Origin of the sequence: Sphingomonas sp. CARO-RG-8B-R24-01 (assembly GCF_022662295.1) — a bacterium.
In the GTDB taxonomy this organism is placed as follows: domain Bacteria; phylum Pseudomonadota; class Alphaproteobacteria; order Sphingomonadales; family Sphingomonadaceae; genus Sphingomonas.
Map to the genome: position 1 here is coordinate 12,235 of NZ_JAKNQI010000003.1, position 21,883 is coordinate 34,117.

Annotated in this window: 27 protein-coding genes; 24 read left to right on the plus strand and 3 right to left on the minus strand. The window is 69.1% G+C overall.

What is annotated here, in order from left to right:
* Positions 1-10 precede the first annotated feature (10 nt).
* Together dapF and L8G49_RS07935 are read left to right on the plus strand one after the other, a co-directional pair.
* A complete protein-coding gene (gene dapF, locus L8G49_RS07930) occupies positions 11-955 on the plus strand; it encodes a diaminopimelate epimerase (protein WP_242184868.1) in 945 nt (314 codons plus the stop codon).
* A 107-nt stretch (positions 956-1,062) separates the two neighbouring features.
* Positions 1,063-1,575 (plus strand): glycine zipper 2TM domain-containing protein, encoded by a 513-nt coding sequence (locus L8G49_RS07935; RefSeq protein ID WP_242139929.1) that lies wholly within the window; start codon positions 1,063-1,065, stop codon positions 1,573-1,575.
* A gap of 91 nt (positions 1,576-1,666) precedes the next feature.
* On the opposite strand, the gene L8G49_RS07940 is transcribed toward L8G49_RS07935, so the two are convergent.
* Entirely contained in the window at positions 1,667-1,870 is a 204-nt protein-coding gene (locus L8G49_RS07940) for a hypothetical protein (RefSeq protein ID WP_242139905.1), read from the minus strand.
* A gap of 244 nt (positions 1,871-2,114) precedes the next feature.
* On the opposite strand from L8G49_RS07940, the gene L8G49_RS07945 reads away from it, so the two are divergent.
* Positions 2,115-2,618, plus strand: a complete 504-nt coding sequence (locus L8G49_RS07945) for a hypothetical protein (RefSeq protein ID WP_242183863.1) — start codon at positions 2,115-2,117, stop codon at positions 2,616-2,618.
* Positions 2,615-4,003 (plus strand): terminase family protein, encoded by a 1,389-nt coding sequence (locus L8G49_RS07950; RefSeq protein WP_242183864.1) that lies wholly within the window; start codon positions 2,615-2,617, stop codon positions 4,001-4,003. Before L8G49_RS07945 ends, L8G49_RS07950 begins: the two co-directional genes overlap by 4 nt.
* Before the next feature lie 22 nt (positions 4,004-4,025).
* Here L8G49_RS07950 and L8G49_RS07955 read toward each other — a convergent pair whose 3' ends face one another.
* Complete coding sequence (locus L8G49_RS07955) at positions 4,026-4,529, minus strand: hypothetical protein (RefSeq protein ID WP_242183865.1); 504 nt, start codon at positions 4,527-4,529, stop codon at positions 4,026-4,028.
* 231 nt (positions 4,530-4,760) lie between these two features.
* Between L8G49_RS07955 and L8G49_RS07960 the strand changes: the two genes are divergently transcribed.
* From L8G49_RS07960 to L8G49_RS08055, 20 genes are all read left to right on the plus strand, one after another.
* Positions 4,761-5,078: a tetratricopeptide repeat protein gene (locus tag L8G49_RS07960; protein ID WP_242139901.1), complete on the plus strand. Its 318-nt coding sequence runs from the start codon at positions 4,761-4,763 to the stop codon at positions 5,076-5,078.
* Between the two features lie 147 nt (positions 5,079-5,225).
* Positions 5,226-5,897 carry a spermidine synthase gene (locus L8G49_RS07965; protein ID WP_242183866.1) on the plus strand — a complete coding sequence of 224 codons (672 nt, stop codon included), beginning with the start codon at positions 5,226-5,228 and terminating at the stop codon, positions 5,895-5,897.
* A 480-nt stretch (positions 5,898-6,377) separates the two neighbouring features.
* On the plus strand, positions 6,378-7,514 hold the full coding sequence (locus L8G49_RS07970) for a phage portal protein (RefSeq protein ID WP_242183867.1): 1,137 nt from the start codon (positions 6,378-6,380) through the stop codon (positions 7,512-7,514).
* Positions 7,514-7,819 (plus strand): DUF6127 family protein, encoded by a 306-nt coding sequence (locus L8G49_RS07975; RefSeq protein WP_242139898.1) that lies wholly within the window; start codon positions 7,514-7,516, stop codon positions 7,817-7,819. Before L8G49_RS07970 ends, L8G49_RS07975 begins: the two co-directional genes overlap by 1 nt.
* A complete protein-coding gene (locus tag L8G49_RS07980; RefSeq protein ID WP_242183869.1) occupies positions 7,816-8,196 on the plus strand; it encodes an HK97 family phage prohead protease in 381 nt (126 codons plus the stop codon). The genes L8G49_RS07975 and L8G49_RS07980 overlap by 4 nt, the downstream gene beginning before the upstream one ends.
* 71 nt (positions 8,197-8,267) lie before the next feature.
* A complete protein-coding gene (locus L8G49_RS07985) occupies positions 8,268-9,320 on the plus strand; it encodes a phage major capsid protein (RefSeq protein WP_242183871.1) in 1,053 nt (350 codons plus the stop codon).
* A gap of 93 nt (positions 9,321-9,413) precedes the next feature.
* On the plus strand, positions 9,414-9,971 hold the full coding sequence (locus tag L8G49_RS07990; RefSeq protein ID WP_242183872.1) for a hypothetical protein: 558 nt from the start codon (positions 9,414-9,416) through the stop codon (positions 9,969-9,971).
* Positions 9,965-10,162, plus strand: a complete 198-nt coding sequence (locus L8G49_RS07995; protein WP_242183880.1) for a hypothetical protein — start codon at positions 9,965-9,967, stop codon at positions 10,160-10,162. The genes L8G49_RS07990 and L8G49_RS07995 overlap by 7 nt, the downstream gene beginning before the upstream one ends.
* A complete protein-coding gene (locus L8G49_RS08000; RefSeq protein ID WP_242183882.1) occupies positions 10,159-10,545 on the plus strand; it encodes a DUF3168 domain-containing protein in 387 nt (128 codons plus the stop codon). Before L8G49_RS07995 ends, L8G49_RS08000 begins: the two co-directional genes overlap by 4 nt.
* Entirely contained in the window at positions 10,542-10,949 is a 408-nt protein-coding gene (locus L8G49_RS08005; protein ID WP_242139893.1) for a phage tail protein, read from the plus strand. The genes L8G49_RS08000 and L8G49_RS08005 overlap by 4 nt, the downstream gene beginning before the upstream one ends.
* Positions 10,946-11,254, plus strand: a complete 309-nt coding sequence (locus L8G49_RS08010) for a gene transfer agent family protein (protein ID WP_242139892.1) — start codon at positions 10,946-10,948, stop codon at positions 11,252-11,254. The genes L8G49_RS08005 and L8G49_RS08010 overlap by 4 nt, the downstream gene beginning before the upstream one ends.
* Entirely contained in the window at positions 11,254-11,457 is a 204-nt protein-coding gene (locus tag L8G49_RS08015; protein WP_242183884.1) for a phage tail assembly chaperone, read from the plus strand. The genes L8G49_RS08010 and L8G49_RS08015 overlap by 1 nt, the downstream gene beginning before the upstream one ends.
* Positions 11,447-12,019: a tail tape measure protein gene (locus L8G49_RS08020; protein WP_242183887.1), complete on the plus strand. Its 573-nt coding sequence runs from the start codon at positions 11,447-11,449 to the stop codon at positions 12,017-12,019. The genes L8G49_RS08015 and L8G49_RS08020 overlap by 11 nt, the downstream gene beginning before the upstream one ends.
* 59 nt (positions 12,020-12,078) lie before the next feature.
* Positions 12,079-14,394, plus strand: coding sequence for a DUF2460 domain-containing protein (locus L8G49_RS08025; protein ID WP_242183897.1), 2,316 nt, complete (start codon positions 12,079-12,081; stop codon positions 14,392-14,394).
* Positions 14,391-15,203: a DUF2163 domain-containing protein gene (locus tag L8G49_RS08030; protein ID WP_242183898.1), complete on the plus strand. Its 813-nt coding sequence runs from the start codon at positions 14,391-14,393 to the stop codon at positions 15,201-15,203. The genes L8G49_RS08025 and L8G49_RS08030 overlap by 4 nt, the downstream gene beginning before the upstream one ends.
* A complete protein-coding gene (locus L8G49_RS08035) occupies positions 15,200-15,613 on the plus strand; it encodes a peptidoglycan endopeptidase (protein ID WP_242183900.1) in 414 nt (137 codons plus the stop codon). The genes L8G49_RS08030 and L8G49_RS08035 overlap by 4 nt, the downstream gene beginning before the upstream one ends.
* A gap of 3 nt (positions 15,614-15,616) precedes the next feature.
* Complete coding sequence (locus tag L8G49_RS08040) at positions 15,617-17,806, plus strand: phage tail protein (RefSeq protein WP_242183902.1); 2,190 nt, start codon at positions 15,617-15,619, stop codon at positions 17,804-17,806.
* 11 nt (positions 17,807-17,817) lie between these two features.
* Entirely contained in the window at positions 17,818-18,321 is a 504-nt protein-coding gene (locus L8G49_RS08045) for a DUF2793 domain-containing protein (protein WP_242183904.1), read from the plus strand.
* A 126-nt stretch (positions 18,322-18,447) separates the two neighbouring features.
* The gene (locus L8G49_RS08050) at positions 18,448-19,563 is read left to right on the plus strand and encodes an OmpA family protein (RefSeq protein ID WP_242139884.1); all 1,116 of its coding nucleotides are present in this window, start codon (positions 18,448-18,450) and stop codon (positions 19,561-19,563) included.
* 215 nt (positions 19,564-19,778) lie between these two features.
* Complete coding sequence (locus L8G49_RS08055) at positions 19,779-21,080, plus strand: UDP-glucose/GDP-mannose dehydrogenase family protein (protein ID WP_242139883.1); 1,302 nt, start codon at positions 19,779-19,781, stop codon at positions 21,078-21,080.
* A 3-nt stretch (positions 21,081-21,083) separates the two neighbouring features.
* On the opposite strand, the gene L8G49_RS08060 is transcribed toward L8G49_RS08055, so the two are convergent.
* Entirely contained in the window at positions 21,084-21,848 is a 765-nt protein-coding gene (locus tag L8G49_RS08060) for a folate-binding protein (protein ID WP_242139882.1), read from the minus strand.
* Between the last annotated feature and the right edge of the window lie 35 nt (positions 21,849-21,883).

Sequence of the window (21,883 nt, forward strand, 5' to 3'; positions counted from 1 at the left end):
GGCCGTGACCATGCTGTTCACCCTGCTCAAATGCCATGGTTCGGGAAATGATTTCCCGCTGATCGACGCCCGTAACGTTCTATTGAGCGAACCGGACTGGGCGCGGGTCGCGATCGCGCTGGCGGATCGGGCCGGGTCGGTCGGCGGGGATGGAATGCTGCTGCTGACGAATCGTCAGGATGGCTATCTATTTGAAATGCGTATGTTTAATTCGGATGGTAGCGAGGCCGAGACGTGCCTCAACGGGTTGCGCTGCGTCGCCCGGGCGGGGTTCGAGGCGTTCGGGGTCGACACCGCACGCGTCGGGCTCAAGCAATCGGCGGCGGACGTCGCGCGGGATCCGGACCTGGCGCCCGGGGTCTATACCGTGCGCGAGGTGGCGGGGCCGGTCGATCTCGAGGTCGCGCACTGGCCGCTCGAGGCCGGATCGCCGCGCATCGTCGATGCGCCGGTGCCGCAACTCCGCAGCACCCGCCGGTTCACCGCGGTGGCAATCCCCAACCCGCATCTGATCGCGTTCGTCGAGCAGATCGACGAGGCCGAACTCGTCGCGCTCGGTCGGGCGTGCGAGGCAGCGCCGGCGTGGCTGCCGAACCGCGCGAATGTCTCGTTCGTCGAGGCGCGCGGTCCCGCGACGCTGTTCGTCCGCACGTTCGAGCGCGGCGTGGGACTGACCGACAGTTGCGGCAGCGCGATGGCCGCGTCGACCTATGCCGCCTGCCTGACCGAGCGGTGCCGCTACGACACCGAGATCACCGTGCTGAACCGTGGTGGAATGGTGCGCGCCGAAGCCAGTGCGGCGGGGATGGTCCGGCTTTCGGGCAACGCCACGTTCGAATGGGCGGGGACCGTCGAGGTCGATCTTGCCGCGGCACGGGCGGGACCGGTCACCATCACGCGCCGGTTCGACGCGGAAGTCGCGGCCTGGGACGCGCTGCGAAACGGCTTGCGATAACCCCGGATCGGGATCACGAAATCTCTTGTTCATGGTCGTGGGTGCGTAATGGGTGTTCCGTTAGTGATCTGGAGAGAAAATCGATGAATTCCTTGTCTCGTATCGTCATGCTGGCCGCCGGGTCGTGCCTCGCGGTCGCTACCCCCGTGATCGCCCAGACGCGTGCCGACGAGGCGCGCTTCCAGCAGGCGCAGCAGCGGTTCGACAATGAATGGCGCAATTTCCGGGCGGAATATGACCGGTACCAGCAGGCGCGCGCACGGCCGTACCGCGATCCGCGCGACGCCGGCTATGGCGATCCGCGCTATGCCGACCCGGCGTACGACAATCGCGACGAGGCCGGGTACGATCCGGCGCGCTATTACCGCAACGACTCGCGTTATCAGGAGCGTGTCCTCGGGCCGGACGATCGGGTCTATCGCGGGACCGACGGGCAATATTATTGCAAGCGCAACGACGGCACGACCGGCCTGATCGCCGGCGCGGTCGGCGGCGGGGTGCTCGGCAACCTGATCGACGGCGGCCATTCGCGCGGTGTCGGGACGATCCTTGGCGCGATCGCCGGTGGCGTGGTCGGCAAGTCGGTCGACCAGAACAATGCGCAGGTCCGGTGCCGCTGACCGCAGTCACCAAATCCCAAGACAAAGGCCGCGCGGCAGAACCGCGCGGCCTTTTTTTTCGGCGGATCGCCGCGGGCGGCGGGGCCGCCGGTCAGTCCTTGTCGTGCGTCTCGCCATCGACCGCGAGCGCATCTTCCTCATCCGAATCGAGCGTCTCGCCAACCGTATCCGCGATCAGGTCGAGCTGATCGTAGGTCGCGGTATATTCCTCGGTCGCGCCGCCTTCGTCCTCGATCGTGATGACGTAATCCTCGCCCGAACGGCTAACCGTGAACCCTGCCAATGTCTTCGCCATGACTGCTCTCCTTGAACGACGCCAGCCAAACGCCCGGTGCCGGAGAACGCTCCGCTTCCCCGCAAGAGTTTACCGAGCCGTAGCGGCCGAAAAACCGATCTGGTACAAAACGCTTAACATCGTCGCGCTGTTCCGGTACATATCAGGAACGATGCAGAATTGCGCACCGCCGATCTGGTGCTGACGGGCCGGGGCTGACACGCCGACCGGCCGTCTTCGTGCGCGTCCGGGCGAGGAGCGGGACATGGCCTATCGAACACGGAACGCAGCGGCGGCTGCGTCGCTGACGGCAACGCGCCCGACCGCCTTTACCGGGCGCAAATGGGTCCGGTGGACGCAGCGGATGAAGGCGGAGTTTCTCGATCACCTGGCGGCGACGTGCAACGTCAAGGCGTCGGCCGAGGCGATCGGGGTGGGCGCGATTTCGGTCTATGCGCTGCGCCGTCGCGATGCCGAGTTCGCGCGTGAATGGCAGATCGCCCTGGAAAGCGGGTACCAGCTGCTGGAAACGCTGGTGCTCGGGCACGTCCTCTCCGGCGCGGCGCGCGAGGACGGGATCGCGACGCCGCACGATTCCGCGCGTCTCGACATGGATACGGCGCTGCGCCTGCTCACCGCGCATCGCAACGCATCGGGGAAGCCTTCGGCCGAAGGCGGCGCGCCGCGCCGTCGCGCCGATATGGCGGATACGGACGCGGCGATCCTCAAGAAGCTGAAGGCGATCGAGAAACGGCGGGCAACGGCATGAGCGGCGGCGTGCGACCCCCGCGCAGGGTGACGTCGGGCGCAATCGCTGGCCTGGCCGGTCCGAGTGCCGCCGCATGGGTCGAGCGGGTTCTGGCGCTGTCGGACGACGAACGCGCGGAACTGCTGCGCGGGCTGAGCGCACCGCAGCGGCGGACGCTCAACGACGCGTGGGTGCTGTGGGCGCATCCGGGCCAGGTGGCGCCGCCCGGGGATTGGCAGATATGGCTGATCCGGGCGGGGCGCGGGTTCGGCAAGACGCGGGCCGGTGCCGAATGGGTGAGCGAGATCGCGCGATCGACGCCGCACGCGCGGATCGCGCTGGTCGGCGCGACGATCGACGATGTGCGGCGCGTGATGATCGAAGGGGAAAGCGGGCTGGTTTCGGTCGCGCGGATCGACGAACCGGTCGACTACCGGCGCGGGGCCGGGGAAATCGTGTTTGCGTCCGGCGCGCGCGCGGCGATCTTTTCGGCGGCCAGCCCGGAAGCGTTGCGGGGGCCCGAACACCACGCCGCCTGGTGCGACGAGCTTGCCAAGTGGCGGTACGGCGACGTCGCGTGGGACAATCTGATGCTCGGGATGCGGATCGGCGACCGTCCGCGCGTGCTGGTGACGACGACGCCCAGGCCGATCCCGCTGCTGCGGCGCGTGATGGCGCTCAAGGGACTGGTCGAGACGGTCGGGCGAACCCAGGACAATCCGCATCTTCCGGCCGCGTTCCTGGCGGCGCTGGAGGATGCTTACGGCGGGACCCGGCTGGCCCGGCAGGAGCTCGCGGGCGAGCTGATCGAGGAAGCCGAGGGGGCCTTGTGGACGCGCGCGCAGTTCGATGCCTGCCGGGTCGCGGCGGCCCCTGCGCTGGTTCGGACGATCGTTGCGGTCGATCCGCCGGCCGGGACCGAGTCGGGGCGGGGCGACGCGTGCGGGATCGTTGCGGTCGGGCTGGGGCGTGATGGTCGCGGCTATGTACTGGAAGATGCGAGCGTTTCCGGCCTGATGCCGGAAGGCTGGGCGCATGCGGTCGCGGCGTGCGCGGCGCGGCACCGGGCGGACCGGGTGATCGCCGAAAGGAACCAGGGGGGCAAGATGGTGGAAAGCGTGCTGCTCGCGGCGGATGCCGGGCTCCCGCTGCGGCTCGTCCATGCCGCGAAGGGCAAGGTCGCGCGGGCGGAACCGGTGTCGATCCTGTACGAACGCGGCAAGGTGTCGCACGTCGGGGTGTTCCCCGCGCTCGAGACCGAATTGTGCGGGCTGGTCGTCGGCGGCGGGTATCAGGGGCCGACGCCCTCGCCGGACCGGGCGGATGCGCTGGTCTGGGCGTTGGGTGACCTGCTGATCACGGCGACCCCAAGGCCGCGGGTCCGCGGCCTCGCGGGGGATCCGTGAAGCGCGCGGTTCGCCCGCGTGCTCAGGCCGTCAGCGCGAGCGCTTCCGGGCGAAAGCGGAGGTCTGGCCGGATGTCGTCCGGCGCCATACTGTCGTCGTCATTGGCGGGCGCCGCGTGCGTACGGCTTCGGCAGGCCCGCGGGCGTGCCGTCCCGCTGCGGCGCCGCACGATCCCGGTCAGGGTCGTGCCGATCCGTGCGCCGAGTCCCTTCAGCCGCAGCGTGGCGGCCGTGGCGAGCACGGCGGCGATCATGTCGACATAGGCGCTGACTTCGAACGTGGTGAGCCAGGCGGCGGCATCGGGAAGCCCGAAGGCGATCACGCGAACCCCGTCCGCGCCGCCGGCCCAGACGAGAAGGCCACAGAACAGGACGATCAAAACCGCCGCGATGACATGCCCGCGACCGATCCGGTCGAGCATGCGCGCCGGGATTTCGACGGTCGTCCTGTGCAGGAACCGGCCGGTCGGGGTTTCGGCGGCGAATGTCATCATCGCCAGTATCGCCAGGACTGTCAGGGTCAGCACCGTCCGCATCTCCACCACCGTTGCCCCGGGACTATCATGCGGCCGCGCCCGACGCACGACTTTCTGCGCCGTGCCGTGGGGTGGCGAACCTATCGCCGATCGTCCGGCGTTCCACCGGCGCAACCCCCGTCCCGCGACCGAACGGCGCCATCCCAATTGCGTGCAAAAAAACCATTTCACAAAACCGAAGCAAATGTGTCATCATTCTGTAACAGTAAGATTGGGAGATGGATGATGATCAAGATCGTGACCATGGGCTTGGTTGCCCTGTCGACTCTTTCGGGTGCGGCGATCGCCCATCCGGCCACCGAGGATCCGGTGCGCGCGACGCAAGCGGTGGCCCAGCTGAGCCCGCGCGACGGCGGCGCGCAGATCGAGCTGGCGAACGCGCTGGTCCGCGCCGGGCGTGCGGACGAGGCGGTGAAATATTACCGTCGCGCGATGGCGCTCGACAATGTGATGCTCGAAACCCGCGGCGGCGATGCGATCTGGTCACACCAGGTGGCGACGCACATGCTGGGCAACGCTCCGCAACTGGCGGCACGGTAATACCCCTCCCCCCTGCTTCCGGCGTGGCATTCCGGCCCGCCGGTGGCTAGGACCGCGGCGCGCCTTGCCTGATGGCTTCGCGTACGATGGCCGGCTTCCGTCACGAAGCCCGGCCGTCGGCGGGACGGCCGCAGCAGGGATGAGACGATGGTACCGCGGGAATTGATCGACAGCGCGCAGATCCCCGGCGGGGACACGATGACGCTGTATCGGCGCGGTGCCGACTTCATGATCGTGGTCGATCGCAACGAATTGATGAGCACGCGGATGAACGGCTCCGAAGAGGCGCTGGGCACGCTGGCGTGCGCACGAGTCGCGCAGGTTGCCGCGCCCCGCGTGCTGATCGGCGGGTACGGCATGGGGTTTACGCTCCGCGCGGTCCTTGGTGTCGTCGGCGCGCGGGCGGACGTGGTGGTGGCAGAACTCGTGCCGCAGATCCTCGACTGGGCGCGCGGGCCGATGGCGGCGGTGGCGGACGGATGCCTCGACGATCCGCGGGTCAGCGTGTTCGCGGGCGATGTCGCCGAGGCGATCCTTGCGCCCGGCGGCGGCTATGATGCGATCCTGCTCGATGTCGACAATGGCCCGGACGGACTGGTCCGGGCGGAGAACAACCGGCTGTACGCACCGCGCGGGCTGTCGGCGGCGCGGATGGCGTTGCGGCCCGGGGGCGTGCTCGCGATCTGGTCGGCGGCCCCCGATGCACGCTTCGTCACGCGGCTGAAGGCGGCCGGGTTCCTGGTCGACGAGGTCGCGGTCAAGGCGCGGCAGAACGGCAAGGGACCGCGCCACGTGATCTGGTTCGCGACACGCGGGTAGCGGGGCGCGGGTAGGGGCGCGGCGGGACGGGCAGGCGCTGCGCCGCGCCCCGCGGTGTCCGGTCCCGTTCCCGCAAGGCGCGTCGGTCAACCCGAGGACACCAACTCTTTTCGACCCAGCGCATGGTATTCCCGCGAGGGTGGGGATCCATAAGGCGGGACGCTCCATCCCTTAGCGCTACGCTGATGCATTCCCGCCTTGGCGAGCCCGCTGTGACCATCGCTCGGCGCCAGACCGTCACCCCGGCGCGGGCCGGGGCCGGGTGGTTACCCGGGCGTGCCGGTGCGACCGAGTGCCGGATCGCCGGTTGCGTCTGGTCACCATGGCGGCCCCGGCCTGCGCCGGGGTGACGAGGGGGGGTAGCGCGACGTTCGCAGAGATCCCGCCTTTGCGGCAGTGACGCGTGGGGGTGTGGCCCGTCCCGGCCACGCGGGAAGCACAGACAGGGCACGGACGCCCGCGAGCTCGCAGGAGAACATCATGAAATGGTTCGGCTGGAAAGCGGCCGGTCGCGAGGAATCGCGGCCGGCGCTCGATCGTGCGCGCTCGCGGTTTGCCAGCGCTATGGGGGGCGAGGTTCCGCGCTCCTATGCCGCACAGGTGCGGTCGCTGTATCTGGGCAATGCGATCGCGCAGCGGGCGGTGCGGCTGATCGCGGAGGGGATCGGGGATGCGCCGCTGCTGGGCGCGCCCGAGATCGTCGCGCTGGTCCGGGCGCGCTCGGGCGGGCAGGCGCTGGGCGCGACGGTCGCGGCGCAACTGCTGCTGCACGGCAACGCCTATGTGCAATTGCTGACCGATGCGCGCGGCGACGTGGTCGAGCTGTTCGCATTGCCGCCGGAGCGCGTGACGGTCGAGCCCGATGCGGCGGGATGGCCGGTGGCCTATCGCTACGCCGTCGGGGACCGGATCGTCCGGCTGATCGCGGACGATCCCGCCGGGCGGCCGCAGATCGTCCACATCAAGGGGTTCCATCCGCTCGACGATCATTATGGCCTCGGATGCCTGGCGGGGGCGGCGGGGGCGATCGCGTTGCACAATGCGGCGGCGGCGTGGAACACCGCGCTGCTCGCCAATGCCGCGCGGCCGTCGGGTGCCCTGCTGTATGATCCGGCGGACGGATCGACCCTGTCGCGCGAACAGTTCGACCGGCTGCGCGCCGAAATGGAGGCGGGTTTTGCCGGCGTGGGCAACGCCGGACGGCCGATGCTGCTGGAGGGGGGGCTGAAGTGGCAACCGCTCAGCCTGACCCCCGCCGACATGGATTTCACAAGCATGAAGGCCACCGCGGCGCGCGAGATCGCGACGGCCTTCGGCGTGCCACCGATGCTGCTGGGGCTGCCCGGAGACGCTACCTACGCGAACTACAAGGAGGCGAACCGCGCCTTGTGGCGGCTGGCGATCCTGCCGCTGGCGGGCGCGATCCTCGCCGCCTTGTCGCAGGCGCTGGGCGGGTGGTTCGAGGCGCCGGCGCTTTCGGTCGATCTCGATCGCATCACCGCGCTGGCGGAAGACCGCGAGCGGTTGTGGACGCAGGTCGGGGCAGCGGACTTCCTCAGTCCCGAGGAGAAACGCGCGATGCTCGGCATCGCGCCGGTTGGTGTGGGAGATGCGTAATGAGTGGTGCATTGCTGGCGCAGTTGATCGCGCAAGGGTCGAGCGAGGGTGCCGACCTGACGACGCTGCGGGCGATCGCGGAGGAGGCGGGCGAAGTGTCCGCCACCCGCGCGCTCGCGCGGCTCGGGCTGGACGATGGCGCGGCGCCCAAGGACATGGCGGAGCTGCGCGAGCTGCTGGGCGCGTGGCGCGACGCGAAGAAGCGCGTGTGGAAGGCGGTGCTCGGCTGGATCGTGCGGATCGCGGGGGCGCTGCTGCTGACCGGGATCGCGGCGAAGGTGGGTTTCTGGGACTGGGTGAAGTGAGCCTGCGGTTCGCGGGCTATGCCGCGGTGTTCGACCGGGTCGATCGCGGCGGGGACGTGATCCGCGCGCGTACGTTCGCGGATCTGGCCGCCGCGTCGGTGCCCTTGCTGTGGCACCACCGCGGCGATCCGGTCGGCGTGGTCGAGCGGGTCGTTCCCGATACGCGCGGGTTGCGCGTGATCGGGCGGATCGACGACGCCGCGCTGGCCGGGATGGTTCGCGCCGGGGCCGTGTCGGGTCTGTCGATCGGCTACCGCGTCCGGGCCGGCGCAGCGACGCGGACGGTGCGCGAGCTGACCGCGCTGGACCTGATCGAGGTGAGCCTGGTCGCGCAGCCGATGCAGCCGCTCGCACGGGTGCACGCGATCGCCGGTTGACGCCTTTCTATGTCCGCAGTTTTCTTGCCCGGCGGCGGTGTCGTCCGGGTGTCTTGGCGTGGGAGAATGACATGACCGATCAAACGATGGATGCACTCGAAGCCAGTTTCGATACCCGCGAGATGGGGGGAGTCGTGACCCGGCCGGTTCTGGCCGGTGGTGCCGCGACGGCCGGTCCCGGCTTCTCGGCGTTTCTGCGCACCGGCGCGGCGGTCGAGTTGAAGGCCTTTACCGGGCTGACCGGTGATGCCGGCGGCTATGCGATCCCGGCCGAAATCGACGGGGTGATCGACGCGACGCTGACCGCGATCTCGCCGATCCGGGCAATCGCGAACGTCGTCAAGGTCGGTTCCGCCGGGTATCGCAAGCTGGTGACGACGGGCGGAACGCCATCCGGATGGGCCGCCGAAACCGACCAGCGGCCGGGTACGGCGACGCCGGTGTTTACCGAAATCGCCCCGCCGATGGGGGAACTCTATGCCAATCCCAGCGCGAGCCAGGCCATGCTCGACGACGCGGCGTTCGATGTCGAGGCGTGGCTTGCACAGGAGATCGCGCTCGAATTCGCCCGGGCCGAGGGGAGCGCGTTCATCAACGGATCCGGCGTCAGCCGGCCCAAGGGCTTCCTGCAGGCCCCGATCGCCGCGACCGCCGACGCGGCCCGCGCCTTCGGCACGCTGCAATATCTGGCGAGCGGCGTTGCGGGCGATTTTCCGACGACCCCGCAGGATCGGCTGATCGACCTCGTCCAGGCCTTGCGCGCGCCCTATCGCCAGGGCGCGGTCTTCCTGATGAATGCGACGACGCTCGCGCGGATCCGCAAGGTCAAGACGACGGACGGACAATTCCTGTGGAGCCCCAGCCTGAGCGGCGCAACGCCGGGAACGTTGCTCGGCTATCCGGTGATCGAGAGCGAGGACATGCCCGACATCGGCGCGAACAGCCTGTCGATCGCGTTCGGCAACTTCAAGGCCGGCTATCTGATCGCGGAACGACGCGAGACCGTGATCCTGCGCGATCCCTATACCAACAAGCCGTTCGTCAATTTCTACGCGACCAAGCGGATCGGCGGCTGCGTGTCGAACAGCGAGGCGATCAAGCTGATGAAGTTCGCCGTTTCCTGACAGACGCTGGCGGCCGGGGAGCGGCCCCCGGGGCGGGGCTCGGAGGAGGGGATCGCGCGCCGGCCGCCGCGATCGTTTTGCGAAGGAATCGAGATGATCGACGGGAATGGGCCGGGCGTGGTGACGCTCGGGGCGGGGGATCGTGCGCTTGCGCTGGCGGCGGTCAAGGCGGTGCTGCGCGTGGCGAGCGATACGGAGGACGACCTGCTCGTCGCGTTCGTCGAAACGGCGCTGGGGCTTGCCGAGTGGTTCCTCGGGCAAGTGACGATCGCACGGACGATGCGCGCGTGTCTTGCGCCGGCCCGCGGCTGGCAACGGATCGGCGCGGCACCGGTACGGGCGATTTCGGCGGTGGAGACGCGCGCCGGGACGCCGCTCGACCCGGCCGGTTATGCGATCGACATCGATCCGCGGGGGGACGGTTGGGTCCGCGTGATCGATCCTGCGGCGGACGATGTCGTGGTGGGGTTCGATTGCGGGCTGGCGGCCGACTGGCCCGGCTTGCCCGGCCCGATCCGGCAAGGCGTCGTCCTGCTCGCCGCGCATCTGTTCGTCGCGCGCGAAGGCAGTACGCCGCCGCCGCTCGCGGTGACCGCGCTGTGGCGACCGTTCCGGCGGATCGCCGTAATCGCGGGAGACCATCCATGCTGACGATGGTCGAACAGCGCGGCGATGCGATTGCGGCCGCGGCCGCGGATCGCGCGCGGTGCCGCGTTGCCGCCGCCTTGCGCGCGGCGTTGCCCGGCATTCTCGTGGAGATCAGCGGGGCGGAGATCGTGCTGGTCGGGCGGATCGCGCCCGACGATCCGCGCTTGCGCTGGATCGGGAGCCTCGTGCGATGAGCGCCGAACGCACGCTGCAGGCCGCGGCGCTTGCCGCGTTGCGCGCGGTCGCCGGGCTCAACGGCGTCTTCCTCGGGCCGCCGGTCCGCGCGACCGCGCCGTTTGCCGAACTGGGCGACCTGATCGCGATCGACTGGAGCACGAAGGACCTGGCCGGGCGCGAGATTCGCCTGATGGTGACGCTCCGCGATGCCGCCGAGGGGCCGGGGCGGATCGAAACCCTCGCGGCCGGAGTCGTCGCCGCGATCGAGGCGATCCCGCGCGACCTGCCCGGCTGGAGACTCGCGAGCGTGGTGCTGGCGCGTCTGCGGATCACGGGCGGCAGCCCCGGCCAGTGGAGCGCGAGCGTGGACTATCGGATCCGGATGATGGAGGCTTTATGAGCGTGGAACGAGGCAGCGCCTTCTTGTTGAAGGTGGGGAACGGCGCGACACCGGTCGTCTATCAGACCGTTGCGGGGCTGCGCACGACGCAGTTGAGCATCAATGGCGCGCTGGTCGCCGTGACGTCGAAGGATTCCGGCGGCTGGCGCGAGCTGCTGTCGGGCGCGGGGGTGCGCAGCGTCACGGTGTCGGCGGCCGGGGTCTTTACCGGATCGAGCGCAGAAACGCGGATCAAGGCGAGCGCTCTGTCGGGCGTGCTCGACGATTATCGGCTGAGCTTCGAGAGCGGCGAACTGCTGAGCGGCCGGTTCCTCGTGACGCGGCTCGACTACGCCGGGGATTATAATGGCGAGCGCAGCTATACGATCAGTCTAGAGAGTTCCGGACCGGTGGTGGCGGCATGAGCGCCAATCCCGTGCGCGGCGAGGCCGAGTTGCGCGTTGCCGGCGAACGCATCGTGCTGCGGCCAAGCTTTGCCGCGCTGGTCGCGGCCGAGCGGGAACTCGGGCCGTTGTTCGCGCTCGTCGAGCGCGCGGCGGCGGGGTCGCTTGCGCTCGGCGAGATGGTCGCGCTGTTCTGGCACTGCCGCCAGGATGCGCCGGAGGCGATGACGCGCGAGGCGCTGGGGGACAGCGTCGTACGCGCTGGGCTCGCCGCGGCCACGCCGGTGCTGCGCGTCCTGCTCGGCCAGATCCTGGCGGGGCGGTGATGGAGCGGTTTGCCGATGTCAGCGCGCGGCTCGCGGGACTGGCCGGGGCCGTGCTGGGGTGGAGCCCGGATACGTTCTGGCGCGCGACCCCTGCGGAACTGGTGACGGTGGTGACGGTGCTGACGGGCGGGGCGAGCGGCATCGCGCCGCCCGATGCCGCGACGATCGCACGCATGCAGGAGGCCTTTCCCGATGGAGGATGAGATCGAGCGCTTGGTGGTCGGCGTGCGCGCCGATACGGCGGGATTTGCGCGGGACGTCGATACGATGCGTGCGTCGCTCGACGGCCCTTTTACGGGCGGCGTGGATCGGGCCGGCCGCGCGATCGAAACCGCGCTGGGCAAGGCGTTGCAGACCGGATCGGTGGGGTTCGAGGATTTGCGCAAGGTCGCCCTGTCGGTGCTCGACGATATCGCCGGGGCCGCGCTGCGCAATGGCCTGAACGCGCTGTTCGGCGGGAGTGATGCCGGCGGGGGTGGCGCGACCGGTCTGCTCGGCGCCTTGTCCGGCCTGGTCGGGGGGGCGCCCGGGCGGGCGACCGGCGGCCCGGTATCGCCTGCGCGGCCGTATTGGGTCGGGGAGCGCGGGCCCGAACTGTTCGTGCCGACCGCCAGCGGCAGCATCGTTGCCGCCGGCGGGGGGCAGAGCGCGCGGGATGTTCGCGTGTCGATCACCGTCCAGGGCGGGACCGATGGCCCCCAGGCGCTCGCGGCGTCGAGCCGTCAGGTGGCGCGCGCGGTCAAGGCGGCGCTGAGCGGACCATAAGGCAACGGTTCCGCGCTGCCGGCTGCGGGCGGTTTGATGCGGCGGAAAGGGGAAGCGTCATGGCATTCTGGCTTGCGACCGAGCGGACGGTGCAGAGCGAGGGCGTGCTCTCGCGGTTCGATCCGCGCTTCTGGACGGTCAATTTCCCGCGTCCGATGATGGCGGCGGTGACGACGATCGCGCCGGATGCGCTGCGCGTCCATGCGGTGTTCCATACGGCAGGCGATCTCGCCGGGCTGATCTGGGAATCCGAGGACACGCACGATCATCCGCTGCTGCGCTACGAAACCGCGCGCGATTATCGCGGGTGCCGGCTCAGCTTCCAGTGGCGATCGGCGGGGGTGGTGGCACTGGACGCGGTCAACGGGCCGGTCCTGACGATCGAGGGACGCGACGCGGGCGGGGCGGCGCGCGCCTGGTATGTACGGCTGTGGAATTATGCGGAAGGGACGCCAACGGACGCGCAGGTCGCGCTGGACTTCGCCGCGCTCGATGGCGGGTTCGACCTGCCGGGCGAGGCAGACCCGGTGTGGGCGGGCGACATCGACCGGATGTTCGTATCGCTGGTCCCGCCGGGCTATGTCGCCGGGGCGAGCACGCCCGCGCCCGCGCTTCCGCTCCCGGTCGAGGCATGGGTCGAGCTGCGCGGGATGACGTGCGACGGATCGGGCGCGGTGCTTGCGATCGGCGATGGCATCGTGCCCGAGCATGGCCTCGCGATGGCGAGCGGGTATGACGACAGCTACACCCTCACGCCCGCGCGGTTGCTGCGCAACGTGCTGCTGCTCGGCTATCGCGGCAGCATCACGCATTATGTCGGCATGAGCCACTATATGCGGCTCGAGGCGAACGGGGGCGGCTATTACGCCAGCCTGGCGGGAGGGCTCCTGAACGTCGCGGCGGCGGCCTGGCATGCCGATTTCGCGCGGACCGCCCAGGCGCTGGGTTTCGACGTGATCTGGTCGCTCAGCTACGAACTGTTCGACGCCTATTGCTGGGGCGACTGGAAGCAGCGCGCCTGGGACGGCGCGCCCGCGTTGACCGGATGGTCGCCACCCTCCACCCTGTTGTCCCCCGCGCACGCCGGCGCGATGGCGTATCTGCGGACGGTCGCGGCCGCGTTCCTCGGGATTGCGCTGGCGGCCGGCCTCGCGCCGAAATTCCAGGTCGGCGAACCCTGGTGGTGGGTCATGCCCGATGGCCGCCCCTGCCTGTACGACGCGGCGGCCAGAACAGCGTTCGGTGGCGATCCGGTGCCGATCGCGACGCTCGCGACCGTGACCACTGCCGGCGAACAGGCGCTGCTGGACGCCGCGGGCGGGGTGCTGGCCGCCTCGACCGCAAAGCTGGTCGCGGCGGTGCGCAGCGTTGCCCCGGCCGTACAGACCCATTTGCTGGTGTATCTACCGACCGTGCTGGCAACCGCAATGCCCGACGCACGGCGCGCCAACGTCCCGCTCGGCTGGGCCCGGCCTGCGTTCGATGTGCTGCAACTCGAGGATTATGATTTCGTCGTCGCGGGCAATGTCGCGGCCACCGCGCGCGGGGTTGCGGCGATGCAGGCACGGCTTGGCTACGCGGCCGCCGATACGCATTATTTTTCCGGTTTCGTGCTCCGGCCCGATCAGGTGGCCGACTGGCGTGCGATCGAGGCCGCGGTGGCGGCGGCGCAGGCGCGCGGAACGGGGCGCACCTTCGTGTGGGCGCTGCCGCAGGTGCTGCGCGACGGGTACGTGCATTTCGATCAGGGGGAGGATGCCATGGACGCGTTCGACGACGTGCTGTTCCCGATCGCGCTCGGGCAGGAGGCCGAGGTCACCCCCGGATTTTCCACCGCGATCGTGACGAGCGGTGGCGGTTTCGAGACGCGCAACGCAAGCTGGGGCGAAGCGCGGACGCGGTATGACGTCGGCCCCGGCGTGCGCTCGGAAGCGGATATCGCGACCCTGCTGGCGTTCTTTCGGGCGCGGCTGGGGCCGGCGCGGGGCTTTCGGTTGCGCGATCCGTTCGACGCTTGTTCGGGCGGGGACGTCCCGACCCCGTTCGATCAGCAGATCGGCGTTGGCGACGGGATCACCGCCCGCTTTGCGCTGACCAAGCGCTACGACGACACCACGCGGCGGATCACGCGCCCCGTCGCGGGCAGCGTCCGCGTGGCGGTCGCGGCCACCGAGACGACCGCCTTTTCGGTGGTCGCGGGCGGGTGGGTCGACCTCGACGCGCCACCCGCGGCGGGCGCAGCGGTGTGCGTGGGGTTTCTGTTCGATGTTCCCGTCCGCTTCGCCGAGGATACGCTCAGCGTCTCGCGCGCGACGTTCCTCGCCGGGACGGCATCCCGGGTCCCGCTGATCGAAGTGCGCGAGGCGGGGGCGTGAGCGTTCTCGACGGGTCGCTGACGACGATCGCGCTGTGCTGGCGGATCGAGCGGTGCGACGGGATCGCCTTGGGGCTGACCGATCACGACCGCGATCTGCTGATCGACGGCCTCGTTCACTGGGCCGCCCCCGGCATGACGCCATCGGCGATCCGGCGTGGCGACGGGCTGGATGCCGATACGATGGACATTACCGGCGCGCTGACCAGTGCGGCGATCACCGAGACGGACCTGCTCGCCGGACGCTGGGACGGCGCACGAGTCGTGCTGTTCGCGGCGGACTGGACGGGGGCGGATGCGACGCGCGTCCCGCTTGGCCTGGGAACGATTGGCGCGGTCGAAACCCGGCGCGGGGCCTTCACCGCCGAATTGCGCGGTGCCAGCGCCGGACTGGATCGACCGGTGGTCGAGCTGACCTCCGCCGAATGCCGCGCCGAGCTCGGCGACAAGCGCTGCCGTGTCGCGCTGGCCGCGCGTCGGCGGCTGCAGCGCGTGGTGACGGCCAGCGGGCAGACGCTGACGCTGGATGCTCTCGAGCCGAGCGCCAACGCCTATGGCGGTGGCCTGCTGCGCTGGATCGGCGGCGCGAACGGCGGTCTGCGCGCGGCGATCGCGGCGTCGTCGGCGGCCGACGTGACGTTGCGCGGCGAGCCCGCCATGCCGGTGGCCGTCGGCGACCGCGTCGAGCTGATCGAAGGCTGCGACAAGAGCCTCGCGACGTGCGCCGCGCGCTTCGGCAATGCCGCGAACTTTCGCGGGGAACCGTATCTGCCGGGGATCGACCTGCTGACGCGCTATCCGGGCGCATGACACGCGTCGATGGCGCGGTGGTGGCCGCCGCCCGGGCCGTGCTGGGCGCGCGGTTCCGCCTTCACGGGCGCGATCCCGCGCTTGGGCTCGATTGTGTCGGGGTCGTAGCGGTGGCGGCCCGCGGAGCGGGCTATGACGGCGCGGTGCCCACCGGGTACGCGCTGCACGGGGGCGACGTCGCGCGGGTGCGTGCGCAGTTCGATGCCGCCGGGTTCGTGCCCGCAGCGACCGTGCGACCCGGTGCGATCGCGCTTTTCGACAGTGGTCTCGGGCAATTGCATCTGGCGGTGATCGTGCCGGGCGGGATCGTCCATGCCGATGCCATGCTGCGTCGCGTGGTTGAACGGCCGGGCATGCCACCATGGCCGCTGCTCGGGTGCTGGCACGTGCGCGATAGTCGGGAGGATTGATCGATGGCGACGCTCGTGCTCACAGTTGCCGGCACCGTGATCGGCGGACCGATCGGAGGTGCCATCGGGGCGGCGCTTGGTAGCGTGATCGACCATGACCTGCTGTTCGCGCCCAAGGGACGCGAGGGGCCGCGCCTGTCCACGCTCCAGGTTCAGACGTCGAGCTATGGCACGCCGATCCAGCGGATCTACGGAACGATGCGGGTCGGTGGCTGCGTCATCTGGTCGACCGAGCTGATCGAGAGCACGACCAAGAGCAGTAGTGGCAAGGGGCAGCCGAGCCTCACCGCCTACAGCTATTCGGTGTCGTTCGCGGTGGCGTTGTCGGGGCGCCCGATCCTGGACGTCGGGCGGATCTGGGCCGACGGCAAGTTGCTGCGCGGGGCGGATGGCGCTTTCAAGAGTGCGACCGGGTTCCGGTTGCACCGTGGGGACGAGGACCAGGCGATCGACCCGTTGCTCGCCGCGGCCGAGGGGGGCGGGCTCGCGCCGGCGCATCGCGGGGTCGCCTATGCCGTGTTCGAACAGCTCCAGCTCGCGGATTACGGCAACCGTATTCCGTCGCTGACGTTCGAAGTGATCGCCGATGCGGGTCCGGTGAGCATCGGCGCGATCGTCGCCGATCTTTCCGACGACGGGATCGTCGGCGACGGGGCGGCGGGCACGGTGACCGGCTTCGCGGCTTATGGCGACAGCGTCCGCAGCGCGATCGAGCCGCTTGCCGAGGCGAGCGGGACGTGGTTTGCGCCCGCCCCCGGATTGACCGACGCGCGCCTGGTCCAGCGCGGCGGGATCGTCGCCGATCGCGTCATCGACCTGGGCGAAACGATTGCGGACGGCGCCACGCCGGGCGCGGCGGGTCGCAGCATCGCCGCACTGGAGACCGTCGCGCGGCAGGTGGTGGTGTCGTATTACGATCCGGCGCGCGATTTCCAGGTCGGTGTCCAGCGCGCACGGCGGCCCGGGGCGGGCGCGCGCGAAGATCGCGTCGCGCTTGCCGCGGCGGTCGATGCGGGATCCGCCAAGACGATCGCCGAACAGATCCTCGCGCAGGGCGAGGCGGGCCGCGAGCAGCGCACCGTTACCCTGGGCTGGGATGCGCTGGATATCCTGCCCGGCACCTGCGTCACCATCCGGGATGTGGCGGGGGTGTGGCGCGTCACGCACTGGGCGTTCGAGCAGCACGTCGTGACGCTGGTGTGTGTCCGCCTCGCGGCGCGAACCGCGGCGGCGCGCGCCAGTCCCGGACGCCTGCTGCCTGCGCCCGATGTGGCAACGGGGCAGACGCTGCTCGTGGTGGCCGAGATGCTGCCGTTCGACGATGTCCTGCTGGCGGCCCCGCGCCTGACGATCATCGCTGCGGGAACCGCGCCGGGGTGGCGTCGCGCGGCGATCCTGTACAGCGTCGATGACGGGGCGCGCTGGGTCAATGCGGGCGCGACGGCCGCACCCGGCGTGATCGGCCGCATCGTCGCCATGTCGTCGGGCGGCAGTGCGGCGCTGGTCGACCACGCGCGATGGATCGAGGTCGACCTGGCGCATGCCGAGATGACGCTGGCCGGCGCGGATCCCGCCGCGCTTGCTGCAGGCGCGAACGTGGCGCTCGCTGGAAAGGAAATGCTCCAGTTCGGCGTTGCGGATCAAGTCGGCATGACACGCTGGAAACTTTCCGGACTGCTGCGCGGACGCCACGGCACCGAAGACGCCATCGGGACTCCGGCGCCGGGCGACTCCTTTGCCGTGCTGACCCCGGAAAGCGCGACTACCCTGGACCTGACGCTGGCAACGCTGGGCAGTCCCGTCCGTCTGCTCGCGACCGGGCCAGGGGATCTGGCCGGCCCGGCAAGCGCCGTGCTGACCCCCGACGGTGCGTCGATCGTACCGCCATCCCCCGTCCAGCTCGGTCTGCGCGAGATCGGGAATGGCGACGTTGCAGTGCAATGGGTGCGACGCAGCAGAACTGGCTGGCAATGGACCGACGGCGTCGATGCCCCGCTGGGCGAAGAGCGGGAAGCCTATCGCGTCACGATCGGCGACGAAGCCGGTGTCTTTCGCAGCGTCTCGGTGACCAGCCCGACTCTGCTGCTACCCGCCGCGGAGCGCGCGAACGGAACCGTGGTTGCCGTCCGTCAGGTCGGGACCCATGGCGAATCCCGCCCTGCACACCTGTCGGTTCCCGCCTGGATCACCTGAAGGAGACGGTCATGAGCGACCAGACGACCGCGCGGCTTGCCTTGCCATTCCTGCAGTCCGGGCAAGCCCAGAAGGAACTCACGCACAACGAGGCACTCGCGCTGCTCGACATCGCGGTACAGCCGATCGTCGAGGCCGTCGGCCTGTCCACCCCCCCGGCGGACCCGATCGCGGGGCAATGCTGGATCGTCGGCGCCAACCCCCTGGGCGCGTGGGGCGGAAAGGCGGATGCGCTTGCCGGCTGGACCGATGGCGGATGGCGTTTCGTAGCCGCGACGGAGGGAATGTCTGCGTGGAATCGCAACGACATGACCGTGACGCGCTATGTCGGCGGACGATGGGAGATCGGTCTGGTTCGCGCGGACCAGCTGGTGATTGGCGGGGTGCCGGTGGTCGGTCCGCGCCAGCCGGCCGTCGGAGCCCCGATCGGAGGCGATAATATCGACGGTGTTGCCCGACAGGCGATCACTAATATTTTAACCGTTTTACAAAGGCATGGCCTCGTTTTCCCGTAGCGCGGAAGGGGGTGTTGCTGTGGCAATTCGGCAACAGATCCGGGCATTTGTTCGCTTGCGCGGAAACCTTCTGTTGGGTAGGGAGTTTGCGCTGTCCGAGTGACAACCAGAAGAAGGGGTTTTTTTATGCGGAAGCTAGCCGTTGCCATGGCGCTTGCGACCACTGCTCTCGCCACACCTGCCCTCGCCCGCGATAACTCGTGGTACGTCGGCCTCGAGGGTGGCGGCATGATCGTGGAAGATATCAAGTTCAACATCGCTGGCGTCAACAACGCCGGCAACGTCGATCACCACTACGGCTACGACGTCGATGGTACGATCGGTTACGACCTCGGCATGTTCCGCCTTGAAGCCGAAGTCGGCTACAAGTCGGCTTCGGTCGATGCATATCGCTCGTCGGTCACGACGCCGTCGGGTACCGCAGGCAGCAACTTTGCTGCAGGCACGTACAATGGCGCGGCTGGCCGCACCTCGGCACTCAGCTTCATGGTCAATGGCCTGCTCGACTTCGGTGACGATGACGGCATCCAGGGCTTCGTCGGCGGCGGTGTCGGTGTTGCACGCGTGAAGGGTCGCTACGAGATCGCTCCGAACTCGCAGTTCCTGAACGACAGCGACACGACCTTCGCCTACCAGGGTCTGGCCGGCGTCCGTGCGCCGATCACCAACCACATCGACGCGACGCTGAAGTATCGCTTCTTCACCGCCGACAAGGTTCGCCTGGTCGACGTGTCGGGTCGTCAGTTCGACGGCAAGTTCCGTACGCACAGCCTCCTCGGCGGCTTCACGTACAACTTCGGCGAGCCTGCTGCTCCCCCGCCGCCGCCGGAGCCCGCTGCTCCGCCGCCCGCTCCGGAGCCCGCAGCACCGCCGCCCCCCCCGGCACCGGTCTGCTCGCCTGGTCCGTTCATCGTGTTCTTCGAGTGGGACAAGTCGGACGTTACGCCTGAGGCAGCCGGCATTCTCGACAACGCGATCGCCCAGTACCAGAACTGCGGTAACGCACGTGTCATGCTCGCAGGTCACACCGACCGTTCGGGTTCGGCATCGTACAACGTCGGCCTGTCGCAGCGTCGCGATGACTCGGTCCAGGCTTACCTGACCGCGCATTCGATCCCCGCTGGCGTGATCACCTCGGAAGCGTTCGGCGAGAGCCGCCCGCGCGTCGAGACCGCAGACGGTGTTCGCGAAGTGCAGAACCGTCGCGTGGAAGTCACGTACGGTCCGGGTTCGGGCAACTAAGCCTGAAGCCTTCGGCAAGAAAAACGGGGAGATCGGCTATCGCCGGTCTCCCCTTTTTTTGTCGATCGAAGATGGCGCGCCGATCCCGCTGTTCGGCAACATGGGGGCGCTGTCATTTTGTCTTTGATCGGCTACAGGGAAGGCGACGAGGCGTGCCTTGCCCGGCCCCTGATGGCCGGCGATCACGGTAGCAAAGTGGTTTCAGGGGATTTGTGATGCGGATTACGATGATCGGATCGGGCTATGTCGGCCTGGTTTCCGGGGCGTGCTTCTCGGATTTCGGCCATGACGTGATTTGCGTCGACAAGGACGCGTCGAAGATCGCCGCGCTCGAGGCGGGCCGCATGCCGATCTTCGAACCGGGCCTGGACACGCTGGTCGCCACCAACGTCGCGGCGGGCCGGCTGACGTTCACTACCGACCTGCACGCCGCCGTGCGCGGGGCGGATGCCGTATTCATCGCGGTGGGGACGCCGTCGCGCCGTGGCGACGGCCATGCCGACCTGACCTACGTCTTTGCAGCGACCAGGGAAATCGCCGAGGCGATCGACGGGCCGGTCGTGGTCGTGACGAAATCGACCGTTCCGGTCGGCACCGGCGACAAGGTCGAGGAAATCCTGCTCGAGCAAGCGGGCGACTTCCCGATTGCAGTGGTCTCCAACCCCGAATTCCTGCGCGAAGGCGCGGCGATCGGCGACTTCAAGCGTCCCGACCGGATCGTGATCGGAACCGAGGACGAGCGCGCCAAGGGTGTCATGCGGGAAGTGTATCGTCCGCTTTATCTGAACGAAAGCCCGATCCTCTTCGTCGGACGTCGCACATCCGAACTGATCAAATATGCCGCGAACGCCTTCCTGGCGACCAAGATCACCTTCATCAACGAAATCGCCGACCTGTGTGAAGCAGTCGGCGCCAATGTCCAGGATGTGTCGCGGGGCATCGGGCTCGACAAGCGGATCGGGTCGAAGTTCCTTCACGCCGGTCCCGGCTATGGCGGGTCGTGCTTTCCCAAGGACACGCTAGCGCTGCTAAAGACTGCCGAGGATTATGAAACCCCGGTGCGGATCGTCGAGGCGGTCGTTCAGGTCAACGACAACCGCAAGCGCGCGATGGGCCGCAAGGTGATCAAGGCGCTGGGCGGCGAGGCCAAGGGCAAGACGGTCGCGATCCTCGGCCTGACGTTCAAGCCGAATACCGACGACATGCGCGACGCACCGAGCCTGGCAATCGTCCAGAGCCTGCTCGACGCTGGCGCCACGGTTCGCGCGCATGATCCCGAAGGCATGGAGCTCGCCAAGGCGATGATGCCGGCCGTGACCTATTGCCGCGATGCGTATGAAGCGGCGTCCGGCGCGGATGCGATCGTCATCGTGACCGAATGGGACATCTATCGCGCGCTCGACCTGCGACGCCTCGCCGCAACCATGGCGGCCAGCGTGATGGTCGACTTGCGCAACGTCTACCCAGCGGCCGACGTTGAGCGGGCGGGCTTTGCCTATAGTGCCGTTGGGCGCTGACCGTCAGTCGGGTTCCGCCGTGGCGAGCGCCGCTGCCAGCCATGGTGGAACCAGCGCGTCGCCGAGCGCCTCGACGCGGCGCAATTCGACCATCCGCTCCAGCGTGGGATACACGCTGCGAGTGCGATCCCCCGGCTCGGCGAGCGGGGCGACCACGAGCCGTCGATTGACCTTTGCACGATGATGCATGCGGGCGGTGTTCTCCTGCCCGGTATAGCAGCCCTTGGTGAAGCTGACTCCATTGAGCTCCCGCGCATTGGCTTCGAGCCACAGCGTCTGGTCGCTGCCCAGTTCGCCCTGGCCTTCGGTCACGCCCAACGACAGGCGATGCTCCAGCCAGCCGGCGGCCGGCGCGCTCGCGGCCCCCAGCCAACGGTAGCCGAGGTCGGCGAGGCGTGGATCCGTGACGCCGTCGCCGGGCTCGAGTGACCAGTGGACCGCCCCCGCCACCGGTTCGATCGTGATCGCCCGCCGCAGACGATACAGGGAAAGCCGCTTGGCGAGCGCTTCCGCCGCGCTGGCTTCGCAATCGATCAGGATGGCGTCGTCGTCCGCCCACAGGAGGAAATCGAACAGTGCCTTGCCTTGCGGCGTCAGCAGCCCGCCCCAGCGCGGCGTCGCAGCGTCCAGGGTCGCGACGTCCTGCGTGATCAGCCCCTGCAAAAATCCGCGCGGATCGTCTCCGGCGACGCGCAGCAGCGCGCGATCAGACAGCATCGTGCCGCGCGACGTGGCAGGGGATCGTGCGGGAAGGGTGGTTTCGGTCATGCCAACGAGATAGGACGCCCCATGGCTTTGCATAA

What these genes read in the sequence shown, in the direction of transcription:
- L8G49_RS07995 (WP_242183880.1), top strand. Translation starts at nt 9,965, where the DNA reads ATGCTGACGATGGTCGAACAGCGCGGCGATGCGATTGCGGCCGCGGCC.
- L8G49_RS07935 (WP_242139929.1), top strand. Translation starts at nt 1,063, where the DNA reads ATGCTGGCCGCCGGGTCGTGCCTCGCGGTCGCTACCCCCGTGATCGCC.
- L8G49_RS07965 (WP_242183866.1), top strand. Translation starts at nt 5,226, where the DNA reads ATGGTACCGCGGGAATTGATCGACAGCGCGCAGATCCCCGGCGGGGAC.
- L8G49_RS07985 (WP_242183871.1), top strand. Translation starts at nt 8,268, where the DNA reads ATGACCGATCAAACGATGGATGCACTCGAAGCCAGTTTCGATACCCGC.
- L8G49_RS07970 (WP_242183867.1), top strand. Translation starts at nt 6,378, where the DNA reads ATGAAATGGTTCGGCTGGAAAGCGGCCGGTCGCGAGGAATCGCGGCCG.
- L8G49_RS07990 (WP_242183872.1), top strand. Translation starts at nt 9,414, where the DNA reads ATGATCGACGGGAATGGGCCGGGCGTGGTGACGCTCGGGGCGGGGGAT.
- L8G49_RS08010 (WP_242139892.1), top strand. Translation starts at nt 10,946, where the DNA reads ATGAGCGCCAATCCCGTGCGCGGCGAGGCCGAGTTGCGCGTTGCCGGC.
- L8G49_RS08055 (WP_242139883.1), top strand. Translation starts at nt 19,779, where the DNA reads ATGCGGATTACGATGATCGGATCGGGCTATGTCGGCCTGGTTTCCGGG.
- L8G49_RS08060 (WP_242139882.1), bottom strand. Translation starts at nt 21,848, where the DNA reads ATGACCGAAACCACCCTTCCCGCACGATCCCCTGCCACGTCGCGCGGC.
- L8G49_RS07945 (WP_242183863.1), top strand. Translation starts at nt 2,115, where the DNA reads ATGGCCTATCGAACACGGAACGCAGCGGCGGCTGCGTCGCTGACGGCA.
- L8G49_RS08025 (WP_242183897.1), top strand. Translation starts at nt 12,079, where the DNA reads ATGGCATTCTGGCTTGCGACCGAGCGGACGGTGCAGAGCGAGGGCGTG.
- L8G49_RS07950 (WP_242183864.1), top strand. Translation starts at nt 2,615, where the DNA reads ATGAGCGGCGGCGTGCGACCCCCGCGCAGGGTGACGTCGGGCGCAATC.
- L8G49_RS08035 (WP_242183900.1), top strand. Translation starts at nt 15,200, where the DNA reads ATGACACGCGTCGATGGCGCGGTGGTGGCCGCCGCCCGGGCCGTGCTG.
- L8G49_RS07940 (WP_242139905.1), bottom strand. Translation starts at nt 1,870, where the DNA reads ATGGCGAAGACATTGGCAGGGTTCACGGTTAGCCGTTCGGGCGAGGAT.
- L8G49_RS08000 (WP_242183882.1), top strand. Translation starts at nt 10,159, where the DNA reads ATGAGCGCCGAACGCACGCTGCAGGCCGCGGCGCTTGCCGCGTTGCGC.
- L8G49_RS07975 (WP_242139898.1), top strand. Translation starts at nt 7,514, where the DNA reads ATGAGTGGTGCATTGCTGGCGCAGTTGATCGCGCAAGGGTCGAGCGAG.
- L8G49_RS07960 (WP_242139901.1), top strand. Translation starts at nt 4,761, where the DNA reads ATGATGATCAAGATCGTGACCATGGGCTTGGTTGCCCTGTCGACTCTT.
- L8G49_RS08020 (WP_242183887.1), top strand. Translation starts at nt 11,447, where the DNA reads ATGGAGGATGAGATCGAGCGCTTGGTGGTCGGCGTGCGCGCCGATACG.
- L8G49_RS08040 (WP_242183902.1), top strand. Translation starts at nt 15,617, where the DNA reads ATGGCGACGCTCGTGCTCACAGTTGCCGGCACCGTGATCGGCGGACCG.
- L8G49_RS08045 (WP_242183904.1), top strand. Translation starts at nt 17,818, where the DNA reads ATGAGCGACCAGACGACCGCGCGGCTTGCCTTGCCATTCCTGCAGTCC.
- L8G49_RS08005 (WP_242139893.1), top strand. Translation starts at nt 10,542, where the DNA reads ATGAGCGTGGAACGAGGCAGCGCCTTCTTGTTGAAGGTGGGGAACGGC.
- dapF (WP_242184868.1), top strand. Translation starts at nt 11, where the DNA reads ATGCTGTTCACCCTGCTCAAATGCCATGGTTCGGGAAATGATTTCCCG.
- L8G49_RS08050 (WP_242139884.1), top strand. Translation starts at nt 18,448, where the DNA reads ATGCGGAAGCTAGCCGTTGCCATGGCGCTTGCGACCACTGCTCTCGCC.
- L8G49_RS08015 (WP_242183884.1), top strand. Translation starts at nt 11,254, where the DNA reads ATGGAGCGGTTTGCCGATGTCAGCGCGCGGCTCGCGGGACTGGCCGGG.